Annotated in this window: 11 protein-coding genes; 5 read left to right on the top strand and 6 right to left on the bottom strand. The window is 58.4% G+C overall.

Annotated elements, in window-relative coordinates; translation table 11 throughout:
- Window positions 1–52 precede the first annotated feature (52 nt).
- Window positions 53–340, top strand: a complete 288-nt coding sequence (locus GM79_RS17815) for a transposase (RefSeq protein WP_035559831.1) — start codon at window positions 53–55, stop codon at window positions 338–340.
- Complete coding sequence (locus GM79_RS17810; protein WP_051718502.1) at window positions 337–1,239, top strand: IS3 family transposase; 903 nt, start codon at window positions 337–339, stop codon at window positions 1,237–1,239. The genes GM79_RS17815 and GM79_RS17810 overlap by 4 nt, the downstream gene beginning before the upstream one ends.
- Before the next feature lie 505 nt (window positions 1,240–1,744).
- On the opposite strand, the gene GM79_RS17805 is transcribed toward GM79_RS17810, so the two are convergent.
- Window positions 1,745–1,990 (bottom strand): hypothetical protein, encoded by a 246-nt coding sequence (locus GM79_RS17805; protein WP_152560067.1) that lies wholly within the window; start codon window positions 1,988–1,990, stop codon window positions 1,745–1,747.
- 842 nt (window positions 1,991–2,832) lie between these two features.
- Here GM79_RS17805 and GM79_RS17795 point away from each other — a divergent pair.
- Window positions 2,833–3,078: a helix-turn-helix domain-containing protein gene (locus GM79_RS17795; RefSeq protein ID WP_051719032.1), complete on the top strand. Its 246-nt coding sequence runs from the start codon at window positions 2,833–2,835 to the stop codon at window positions 3,076–3,078.
- Between the two features lie 770 nt (window positions 3,079–3,848).
- Window positions 3,849–5,024 carry a replication initiation protein gene (locus tag GM79_RS17790; protein WP_035566643.1) on the top strand — a complete coding sequence of 392 codons (1,176 nt, stop codon included), beginning with the start codon at window positions 3,849–3,851 and terminating at the stop codon, window positions 5,022–5,024.
- Here the strand turns inward: GM79_RS17790 and GM79_RS17785 are convergent.
- The 3 genes from GM79_RS17785 to GM79_RS17775 all read right to left on the bottom strand — a co-directional run bounded on the left by GM79_RS17785 (window position 5,014) and on the right by GM79_RS17775 (window position 7,022).
- Complete coding sequence (locus GM79_RS17785) at window positions 5,014–5,658, bottom strand: TetR/AcrR family transcriptional regulator (protein ID WP_035566640.1); 645 nt, start codon at window positions 5,656–5,658, stop codon at window positions 5,014–5,016. The two genes, GM79_RS17790 and GM79_RS17785, sit on opposite strands and share 11 nt — an antisense overlap.
- Window positions 5,659–5,877: 219 nt before the next feature.
- Complete coding sequence (locus GM79_RS17780; RefSeq protein WP_035566638.1) at window positions 5,878–6,231, bottom strand: hypothetical protein; 354 nt, start codon at window positions 6,229–6,231, stop codon at window positions 5,878–5,880.
- The gene (locus GM79_RS17775; protein ID WP_035566637.1) at window positions 6,231–7,022 is read right to left on the bottom strand and encodes a ParA family protein; all 792 of its coding nucleotides are present in this window, start codon (window positions 7,020–7,022) and stop codon (window positions 6,231–6,233) included. Before GM79_RS17775 ends, GM79_RS17780 begins: the two co-directional genes overlap by 1 nt.
- Window positions 7,023–7,346: 324 nt before the next feature.
- On the opposite strand from GM79_RS17775, the gene GM79_RS17770 reads away from it, so the two are divergent.
- Entirely contained in the window at window positions 7,347–7,784 is a 438-nt protein-coding gene (locus tag GM79_RS17770; protein WP_035566635.1) for a hypothetical protein, read from the top strand.
- A 346-nt stretch (window positions 7,785–8,130) separates the two neighbouring features.
- Here the strand turns inward: GM79_RS17770 and GM79_RS17765 are convergent, their stop codons facing one another.
- Together GM79_RS17765 and GM79_RS17760 are read right to left on the bottom strand one after the other, a co-directional pair.
- Window positions 8,131–9,321: a DEAD/DEAH box helicase gene (locus tag GM79_RS17765; RefSeq protein ID WP_035566632.1), complete on the bottom strand. Its 1,191-nt coding sequence runs from the start codon at window positions 9,319–9,321 to the stop codon at window positions 8,131–8,133.
- 433 nt (window positions 9,322–9,754) lie between these two features.
- Complete coding sequence (locus tag GM79_RS17760) at window positions 9,755–9,979, bottom strand: hypothetical protein (protein WP_035566629.1); 225 nt, start codon at window positions 9,977–9,979, stop codon at window positions 9,755–9,757.
- Window positions 9,980–10,433: the final 454 nt, after the last annotated feature.

Below are 10,433 nucleotides of genomic sequence, written 5' to 3'. Positions count from 1 at the left end.
TTGAGGTGGTCGGGTCAAACAGGAGAGAATTGGGTGCTAACTTCCCGAACCCATGGAAAAAGCTCCTCCTACGAAACGGCCGCGTTATGATGCGGCCTTCCGCGCCGAAGCCCTGCGGCTGGCCAGCGAAAGCCGCTCCACGCTGGCCGCCGCCCGCGCCCTGAATATCGACGCCAAGCGGATTTATGCCTGGCAGAAAGCGGCCCAGCAGCCCTTGCCCGCCGACCCGGCCGAGGCCACCGAAGTGCGGGCGCTGCGCGTCGCCAACAAACGGCTGGCGCAGGAGCTCGATATTTTAAAAAAAGCCATCGCCATCTTCTCGCATCCCCCGACCCAGTGAGTACGCTGCAATTCATTGACCAGCAGCGGCCTTTTTACCCGATCCAGCAACTTTGCCAGGTGCTGGACGTGGTACCCAGCCGCTACTACGCCTGGCGGCACCGGCAGGCGGCCGGGGCCGTGGGCAGGGCCGAACCGGCCTGGGAAACGGAAATGATGGCGGTTTTTGACTACCACAAACGCCGCTACGGCACGCGTCGGCTCCGGGTTGAGTTGCGGGAAAAGGGCCATCGGGTAGGCCGCCAGGCCCTGCGCATGGGGCTGCGCCGCCACGGGCGCAAGGCCTTGCAGCCCAAGTCCTTCGTTCCGTGCACCACCGATTCGACCCACGGGCAGCGCTGTGCCCCCAATTTGCTGCTTGACCAGCCGCGTCCCACCCAGGCCAACCGGGTGTGGGTGAGCGACATCACCTACCTGCCGCTAGCCAACGGGACCTGGGCTTACCTGTGTGCCTTTCAGGACGTGTGCACCAAGCACGTGGTGGGCTGGCAGGTGCGCGCCGACATGCCCGAAGCGCTGGTCACCAGCGCCTTACAGCGGGCGCTGCTGGCCCAGCGGCCCACCCCCGGCCTCATCGTCCATTCCGACCGGGGCGGGCAATACGTGGGCAACGCTTACAAGGCTGTGCTGCGCGACGCCCAGGCCCAGCTCTCCCACAGCCGACGCGGCGAGTGCTACGACAACGCCCAGGCGGAAAGCCTGTGGTCGCGCCTCAAAACCGAGGAGCTCGAAGCCCGTGACTGGCCTGTCTTCGCCGACCTAGCCGATGCCCAGGCCAGCGTCGCCGACTATTTTGACTACTACAACCATGAGCGTCGCCACTCCAGCATTGGCTATCAGAAGCCGTACCAGTTTCATCAACAGCACCTTAACAACATCACCCAATTCTCTCCTGCTTAACTAGACCACCTCAGTTTCCCTATTTAACAACTTCTAACGTAAGGCGACCGGGGCATTCAATTATCTGCAGGAGGTCGGCCTGCTAACGGCTGCTTGGTTCTTCGAGCGGTCGTCGGGCCGCTTGCACGCTTGTTTTACGCCTTGCGCTCCTGCGAGGCCGGTGTGGCTGCTTCGCGAAAAGCAGGCACGTAGTCTACGAGAATCTGGGGCGGGGCAAGTACTACAGCCACTACATTCCCCTGTTTACCGATATGAGCAGAAACCAGGACAGCGGGCTGGCGAGTGGCGGGGCAAACAATTATTTGAGGGAATATTTACTTGACCTGGTCGCCAGGTATACTCCCGCCCAGCTGGAGTCGCTGTCCATGCTCCGCTAAGGCCACCGCCCGCACTTTTTCTGAGTTCTGCGCGGCTTCCGGTCCTGCTTCTGTCCGTTTTGATTGCGAAGTGGAATACCTCAACTGGGTAGCGCATTGGCGCCAACCGGCCGGCAGTCCCACCGCCGTTAGGGCTGCGTCACCCGTTTTTTTCTTTTTCTTCTTTGCTTTGAAGCGGCTTCCGTCATCAGGTCTGCCAGGACCTGTAACGGGTTTTCTTCCATCGCCTCGGCCAGCGCCACCACCTTATTCACCGACAGGTGGCCCGGGTTTTTGCGTGCTTCCGTGAGCGAGGCGGCGCTGATGCGCATTGTGCTGCAGAGTTCGCGCACCGTGAACCCAAACTTGCCGTTCCCCCGCGGGTGATGCTCCACGATGTCGCGGAATGTACGTCGCTTCGACGGCTTTCGACGGCGGGCGGGGCCACGCGTATTCTTTCGCACTGTTCCGGACGACGGGCGCACCAAGCCGGGTGCCTCCCTCCCCTCCCCTCCCCTAGCGAACTGCTGGCGCCCTCGGCGGCATTGGGCGGTTCAACGACCGACGGACATAAAGTAGTCGCCGGTTGCTGACTGGCCCCCGGCATGGCGTCGTTAACACGCTCTGCCAGCGCCCGGCCGTGGGCCAGTTTGGTGAGCAGCTCACGGGCGAGCAGGCCACATGCCCGCGGGCATTCTGGCAGCTGGGCCAGCGCAAAGGCGGCCAGTCGTTGGTAGGTCTGGAGTTCCGCGGTCAATTCCGCCGCGGTCGGTCCGGTGGCAGGCGGGGCAAGTGCGGGCGGTGCCGATTCCGAGGCCAGGCCCTGAACCCGGCGCGCGAGGTCTTGCCAATCAAAGGTTACCGCAGACCCATGCACCAGCACATCGGGTTGCAGCTCCCGCAATGCAGCGCCCCAGGTGGCCCAAGCCAAGGTGGGGAAATGGCGCACCAGCAGCGCGTTGGCATCGGTTAGGGCCTGCGCCACCAGCAGCGAAGAAGCGTGCGCAAAAGCGATGCGTCGGGGACTGCCATCAGGCAGGGACAACTCATTATTTATCATGGATGATACGCGCTGTTTTGCCCCTTTGCTACTGTTTTATTTGCCACACCAGACAGATGGGGTCAGGTACCAGGGGGACAGTGGAAAAGACTGCAACGGCCACAATTATACGACATCGGGGGCAATTAAGGGCGTATGCGCCCTTAATTGCCCCCGATGGTGCCGCCACCTTGCCACGTGAAAAATCCGGCCGGCCTCCAAGTATTTGCCAATCGGCTTCGACTGCTTCGGAAGTCCCGCGGCTACTCGCAGCAGAAGCTGGCCGACATCGCTAACGTGGAGCAGTCCACCATCAAGCGCATTGAGCTCTGTCAGCTGGCCCCTACCCTGGACCTGCTCATCTCGTTGAGCCGGGCCCTGGCCCTGGAGGTCCGCGACTTAGTGGACGACCCGGCCATTACCAGTTCCGACTCGGAAGTATAGCTCCCCCACTGATTTCGTTCCGACAGCGCAGCCCGCCAGCCGGATAAGCACCTCGCGCCACGTATTGCCGGGGGCCAAAGTAAGGAACAGGACAACGCAGCAGGGAGGCCCAAACAAGCCATTCAGGGCCGCCATTACATGGCTCGGCACGTAGTTTTTGCCTCCATTTCACCCCATTTTTGTAGGCATATCAGACGCGTTAAGCGACTAAAACGCTAAATATTAGATACTTAACATAGAACGTGTGCCTGTTTAGGCACAAAAATGGGGGCGTTTTTGCCCCTAAATGCGGCGAATATCCTGGTTTAACAGGCTTGTTTTCGGCCGTTTTTCCCCCTAAAAAGTGCTCTGATTAGCTGGAAAAGCATCTTTGAGCACGTTTTGCCTTCATATGCCTACAAAAATGGGGTGGCCCGCGCCCTGACACTTCATTTTTCGCGTCATATTTTCATGCAAAATGACAATTTAAAAAAAACTGCTTTAAACTAGTTGTTTACTTTATTTAAGAATGTTTAAGTAGTTTACCCCCTTCATAAGTAAGTGATATAAAGGTTTTTATAGCAACATATGCCTACAAAAATGGGGTCACATGCCTACAGAATTGGGGCCATATGCCTACAAAAATGGGGTCATATGCCTACAGAATTGGGGGCAAAATGATAAAACATGCCTACAGAATTGGGGCCACATGCCTACAGAATTGAATTTGTGTAGGCATATACGGTGACCACGGCTACCTTTGAGTCGTTTCAGGTGCCCACTTTTTTGTTATGTCTGCTACCACCCCTTTGCCTGCGCATCCCCTCGTGGTGCAGCACAATGCCTTGGTTAACGCGCAATTCAGCCTGAGTTCCACCGAGACCCGGCTGTTCATGGCGATGCTAGCACGCATTTCTCGTGGCGACCAGGAGTTCGAAGCGTGTCAGGTGGCGGTCCACGACATTGTGGTGGGCGCCAGCAACAACAATTACGCTCACGTGAAGAAGTTGCTGGACCACTTCGGGAAATGCACACTGCGCATTGAAGAGCTAAGCCCCGATGGCCGCCGTTGCCAAAAGCGGACGTTTACCGTCATCCCCCTGGTGGACTACGCACGGTACTGCGATGGCGCGGCCTTCGTCGAGGCGCGGTTCAATAACCTGCTCCTCCCCTACCTGCTGGAACTGCGGGATAATTTTACCAAGGCGCAGCTGGTAGAATTACTGAAGATAAAGAGCCCCAGCACGTGTCGTATCTACTGGCTTTTGCGCGAGTATGCCTCTTTTGGCAAGCGGACCATCCCGGTGGATGAGCTAAAGGCCATTCTGGGCCTGGGCGAAGAGTATGACCGTTTCAACAACTTCCGCGTCCGCATTCTGGACCGTGCCCAGAAAGAGCTAGCCGACACGGACACGGCCTTTGCATACGAGCCAATTAAAAACGGCCGCGAAGTCAGCAACATTGAGTTCCGATTCTGTCAGCACTTACCGGTCGATACCACTGCGAAGGTGGCCTTGATGGCATGGGAGCAGGCCGTGTTGGCGGCGGGCGTGGCGCTGAGTAGCCTGCCCCAGATTAAAAGCCGGCTGAGCAACGGTGACTACAAAGTGGGCTACATCCGCTACGTCCTGGAAACGGTGAAGCGCCAGGTGCAGGCCGGCAAGGTCAAGCGCGAAGGCGGGGCCGTGTTCAAGGCCTTGACGGAGTGCTACATGCTGCCGGACTATTACAGAGCGCAACAGCGCCAGAAGCCGTCCGAGGTGAAACCCCAGCTGAAATCCAGAAATACCGCTGCCGTGGCCACTCAGCTGCGAAAGCTTGAGAGTGAGCTGGAAGACGCTTACAATAGCCTGAAATTCACCCAAACGGCCGTTATATACACGGACGAGACCCGAGGCGCGGCGCTGAAGGAAGTACAGGCGCGTATTACGCAGTTTGAGCAGCAGCGCCAGCAGCTCATGGCCTGATACCTTTTACAGGCATCGCCTTGGCTTTGTTCTGACGCTTTGACAGCTTACCGGCCAGCGCCAGCAGCGCCGAGGCAATGCTATTGCGCAGCATCCTGGGGTTGTTGTGCACTTGGCGTTGCAGGCGCAGACCAGCCACCAAAACAGCCAGTAGGTGAGCCTGCGCCCGTGGAGTAGCCGTGCGGCTCACCTCCCCTGTTTGTTGTCCCTCTTTCAGCCAGGCAACGAGCAGGGATTCCAGAAACTGTTGGCTCTCGTCGACCACTGACTGCACTGCGGCATCCTGCGGCAAAAGCTCCGTGCTTGCTTTGACTAAAAAACACCCGTTCGGCAGCGGCTGGATGGCAGGAATATCGACCGTCAACTCCAGCAGCCGCCGCACGCGCACCAGCACTGGTTCGTTGGCATCGGTGCCTATCGCCAACAACTGCCGGTGCAGCTCCTGCTGATAATAACGCAAGGTCAAAATGAACAGCTGGTGCTTGCTGCCGAAAAGCTCGTACAACCGGGTTCGATTAAGCCCCATTTTCACCGCCAGGTCAATAACTGGCGTGGCTTCGTAACCCAGCCGCCAGAATACCAGAAGCGCCGCTTGCAGCGCCCGGGTTTCATCACTTTGTGCAGTACGTGCCATGAAGTCTGAGAGTGCGGCAGTCAGCCCCCAATGGGAAGGCTTATGTCCTACCGGTGTGAAAAACGGCGTCGCGCGCGACGGTTGGCTTTTCCGATGAGTACAGGTGGTTGCGGCGCATTGCCGCAGGAATGTGGCCCACCGCTGATTTAAGGCATGACAATATCTCAAGCTGTATTGTCAACAATACATGTTGTTGACAATACAACAATCTACTTTGCCCTATTTTTTTCTCAGCTTGTCCCGGAGTTTAGCGGCTGCTTTCGGTGGCAATGGCTGGTGGGCCTGGGGCCTGTCGGTGAGGTAAGCCCGTAGTGCCGCGTCGAGAATCTCCTGTAGTTCGGCCTCGGCATGGTGCTCGTACTGCCGCAGCATCACGTACACATCCGGTTTTAGTTGGTTGGTAAAAATGACGCGCGTGGCGGCTTCGCCCGCCTCTTTCAGCGTGGGGTCGGCGGCGTCAAGCGCGCGCGCTGGGGCAGGTGCCGGCGTACCAAAAAGGTGCGCGTCGATGGAAGGCGCCGCGGCTGGGGTGGGCACTGGGGGGCGGCTGCCGGTCAGTTTGGGCTTTTGCATCAGGAAAGGCGGCTTAAAATTTCGTCGGTCAGGGCCGCATAGTCGGCGGCCCCGGAGGAAGACGGGGCGTAGTCGTAAACGGGCTGCTGCATGCTCTGGGCTTCGGCCAAGGCGATGCTTTCCCGAATCGTCTGGGTTAGCACCAGCCCCGCTAAGCCCTGGTCTTCCTGCAGGTCGCCGGCGTACTGCTTGTGCAGGGCCCGGCGATAAGTTGGCGCGTACTTGGTGAAGAAGATGCCCCCTATTCGCAGCTGCTCGTTGAAGTTTTGCCGAATGCGCTCCACCATTTCCAGCAGCGCCGCCATGCCCGCGCTGCCGAATAAATCCGGAACCATGGGCACAAAGACCGCGTGACTGGCCGCCAGCGCCGCCAGCGTCAGCGGTCCCAGGCTCGGGGGAGTGTCGAGCACGACGTACTCATACTGGCTGGCCAGGCCGGCGAGCTGGCGCTTGAAGAAAAAGATGTAGTCCGCCTGCGTGCCGAATATCTTCTCCTGCTGGCCCATTAGCCGGTTGGCCGCTACCACCGCCAAGGAGCGGTTGGGCTGCGGGCGCTGGCTCAGCGTGGCGAGGGTATGAGCACTGGGCCGTCCATCCGGGGCGTCGAGTAAGGCGTCTCCCAAATGGCCGCGGGCCGGGTCGGTTCCCAGCGTGAGCGTGGCGTTGGCCTGGGGGTCGGCGTCGATGAAGAGAACCGAATGGCCAAGGGCCGCCAGGCGGTGCGCAACCCCTAGTGCGGAAGTGGTTTTGCCCTGGCCGCCTTTGTTGTTAGCAAAAGTTAGAATCTGCATGAACTGCGGGGTTAATACGTGGCAAATGTAATAATGCCTGCCCAGATGGCAATACATATTGCCAGCAAAGTGTACAGACGGTAAAACGACAATACAGCAGGTTGTCTTGCTGGCAAACCAGTTTGATGTAATTTCCGTTTGCCGTCTGTGTGTATTGCTGTACGTATAACAACACATCATCGAGTTGAGTTTGTGGTTGGTGCCTTTCCAAAGCCGCTATCCATCATTCTATCACCAAAACTGCCAATAGAAAAACGGTCCGTTGTGCATCCCTGCCGGAAGTTATTTTCTATTTATTTCATTACCACCAGTACTTTCAAGCCTATGAGCGACTCGTCAAGCATTGCGCCCGGCCATATCCAGCAGGCGAAAGCCGCTCTACACGACGCCGGCATTCCGGTGGCAATAGGCCAGCAAGTGCTGGACCTGGCCACTGCCTTCTACCACGCTACCCCCCAGGTGAGCCAAACGGACATCATGCGCCGGGAGCGCAACCGGATTCAGGACGAGCTGGAATCTGTCAGCAGCCAGCTGCAGCAGGAGCGCCAGAAGACGCAGCGGCTGGAGCAGGCGTTGGCGGCCGCACTGGCCGCGCCCAAATCCCATCAAAAGAAGGCGTACCAGCTGCGCAAGCAGCTACGGTCAATACTGGCCGTGCTGGAGCATCCCGAGGCGAAAGAGGCGACCAAACTCAAAAGCATTACCAGGCTGGTAGCAGGGGCTTTAACGGGTGGTGATGACGACCCAGACTTGGTGCTGTAGGGATGCTTGATTCTGTAGACACCCGACGAGCTACCGTTTAAAAAGGTATTGCTAGCACTAGTGGAGGACCCTACTCGCATGACCAGCGCCGCCCGCAGTGATGGTAGCTTGACGCTGGCAGCAGGTGCAGTTTAGGAACGAAGAAGGCAGTGGGGAAAAGGTCAGAGCCTTGACGGTGCAGGCCCTGTATACGGCCCCTATTGTGCGTGTCCGGGAGCTGAACGGATGAAGAATGGCTTGGCTAACGTAGGGGTGGAAGTACGTTATTTCGAGTGGCGTTCTACCGGCACCCGCGGATGAAAGTTCCAAGCGGCGCTGAGCCAAGCCATTTTCATCTGAGGGGTTTTCATGGCTCAAGCGAAGGAAGGAAGCAGTCGGCATCCACGTAGCTGATTTTGGTAGGGTCAAAGGCGGCCAGGGCCTGCTCCACCCAGTGCTCATCCACCGTGTCCTGGTACATGAGCAGGTGCACGGTGGCGGTTTGGTCGGGATTCAGGCGCAGCAGCCGGCCGATGCGCTGGGCGGCCTTGCGCTCGTTGCCGAAGGCGTGCCAGATGATGCCCACCCGCAGGTTGGCGATGTTGATGCCCTCCGAGAGTTGGGCTACACAGGCCAGACGCTGGATGGTGCCCGCGTTAAACAGGTCCAGGTTGGCCTGGCTTTCTTTGTTTTTGGAGTGGTAGGTGTGTTCGGCTTGCTGCTCGGCCTGTTGCTGGTTGCAGGTAAAGAGCAGTACCTTCTCCGTGAACTGGCGGGCCAACTGGGCCATGTAGCGGCCCTTGCCGGGATAATTCATCAGGGCCTGCATGCGCAGTAGCCGCAGCGTCTCGACGGGGAGCGCATCCTGGTCGGCGTTGGCCAGCCGGGTGCTCCAGTACCGGTAGTGCTCGCGCTCGCTAGTGGTGAACTGGCTGCCGGACTTGAGCGTGACCACGTAATCCCGCACCGAATTCAGCGGCAGGCGGTGCACGACCAGGCGGTAGTCGTTGAGCAGGCCGGCCAGCACGGCTTCATCGGTGGTGTAGTCCACCCGCATGGGGCAATAAGTGGCCACCAGCCGGCCCTTCTCCGAGCCCGGCTGCGCGGGGGGCGTGCCGGTCAGGCCCAGGATGCTTTGCTTGCGTGCCACGTGGGCTTTCAGGCCCGGCTCGTGCGAGTCTTTTAGGGCGTGACACTCGTCGAGGTAGAGCTTGTGATAGCGGCCTTGGCCCAGCACCTTGCTCAGCGAGCGATAGGTGGTGAAGGTAATCGAGTCAAGCAGGTACGCCAGCCCAAACTTGTGGGCTTCCTGTGGCCAGGAGTCCAGGATGGCCTGGGTGGGGGCAGCGACCAGAAAAGGCATGACACCAGACCCGGTCGGCGCGCAGTGGGGGAGGAGACGCGCCATGTCCCGCAGGCCGATGAGGGTTTTGCCCACGCCCATGGCCACGGCGACCCCGGCCAGCTGGTGGCCTTGGATGACCGCCAGGATGTGGTCTTGCAGGGCTTGCTTTTTTGCCTGGGCCGTAGGGAACGCAACAGCGGGAGAAGCGCTCATAAGCAAAGAAGCGGGGGCCGGACGGTAACAAAGCAAAGATACTTATTCAAAGGAACTACTCTGCTGTAAAAGCTATGCTCCGGGAGCAGAAGCTGGCGAGCAGCACCCCTTGGAAAGTGTGACGCCCGGCCAATGCAAAGGAAATTTATTCGGGCTATTACATGGTAAAGTTATAAAACTGCTGCCGGGTTCAACAAGCAGAATTTGAGCTATCGGAGGTTCGGATTCATGATTGGCAAAGCGAGTGGTTGAGTTGTCTGAGCAGACTACAAAGGAAAGAGGAGTGACCAGTTCAAACGGATGGCGTGCCGACTAGCTGATAGTCGATGACTAAAATCAGATGGGGCCGTCAGAGGCAGAGTCGTCAGATGAGACGTTGGTATCAAGAGCCACTGTGGGAAATGCGAGGCTAAAAATTGCCGTAATGAGTGAGCTAAAAAAGCGAACCGGTAGGAGTGCAGTCCACGTTGAGAGGCCGGGAAAAACAGTCAGTAGGAAAGAGCAGAGCAAATGACAGCGGATAGGAGGCGGCCCAAAAGGGATGGAGCCAAAATGAAGGTTGGCTGGAAACCGAGCCGATGAGAAAAGCGGTGGCGGCTGAAAAATTGGTGTAGGCGAAAAACGAGCGAACGGTAAAAATAGCAGGCGGGTAGAACAAGCAGGAAGGTGGAAAAAGGAGCCAACAAGAAAATGAGCGCCCGGGAAAAAACATTAAGCTGGTAGAAAGGAGGGTGCTTAAAAAAATGGTCAAGTGGTAAAGAATGGGTAGGCGGTGAAATCATCGCGGGAGCAAAAAGAGCGTCTGCCCAGGAATGAAGCGAGGGCCCGTAAAGGGAGCCGCGGAGAAAGTCGGGGGGGGTGGGGTAAGCGCAGAAGGGGGCAGGAATGATTTCGGTTGGGGGGGAGGGGACTAGGGCAGGTCAAACGTCGGCGACAGTCGTTTTGGTGGGAACGGCGAGAAGGGGCAGTTGGTAAAAAGTCGGCCGGGATGAAAAAGGGGAGGGGGTAAATTTTGCACCGGTCCGTCCGAGGGAACAGGGTAGCAACGCAGAGTAAGCAAAACGACCACGGGGCAATAGCCGGTGGAACGAACGGGCTCAGGTGGTTTGCGA

The organism is Hymenobacter sp. IS2118 (assembly GCF_000715495.1).
In the GTDB taxonomy this organism is placed as follows: domain Bacteria; phylum Bacteroidota; class Bacteroidia; order Cytophagales; family Hymenobacteraceae; genus Hymenobacter.
Note: the sequence above shows the minus strand (reverse complement) of the source record. Positions and strands in the feature narration are given on the sequence as shown.

Coding starts and splice junctions, on each gene's coding strand:
- GM79_RS17815 (WP_035559831.1), top strand. CDS start 53: ATGGAAAAAGCTCCTCCTACGAAACGGCCGCGTTATGATGCGGCCTTC.
- GM79_RS17790 (WP_035566643.1), top strand. CDS start 3,849: ATGTCTGCTACCACCCCTTTGCCTGCGCATCCCCTCGTGGTGCAGCAC.
- GM79_RS17785 (WP_035566640.1), bottom strand. CDS start 5,658: ATGGCACGTACTGCACAAAGTGATGAAACCCGGGCGCTGCAAGCGGCG.
- GM79_RS17780 (WP_035566638.1), bottom strand. CDS start 6,231: ATGCAAAAGCCCAAACTGACCGGCAGCCGCCCCCCAGTGCCCACCCCA.
- GM79_RS17775 (WP_035566637.1), bottom strand. CDS start 7,022: ATGCAGATTCTAACTTTTGCTAACAACAAAGGCGGCCAGGGCAAAACC.
- GM79_RS17770 (WP_035566635.1), top strand. CDS start 7,347: ATGAGCGACTCGTCAAGCATTGCGCCCGGCCATATCCAGCAGGCGAAA.
- GM79_RS17765 (WP_035566632.1), bottom strand. CDS start 9,321: ATGAGCGCTTCTCCCGCTGTTGCGTTCCCTACGGCCCAGGCAAAAAAG.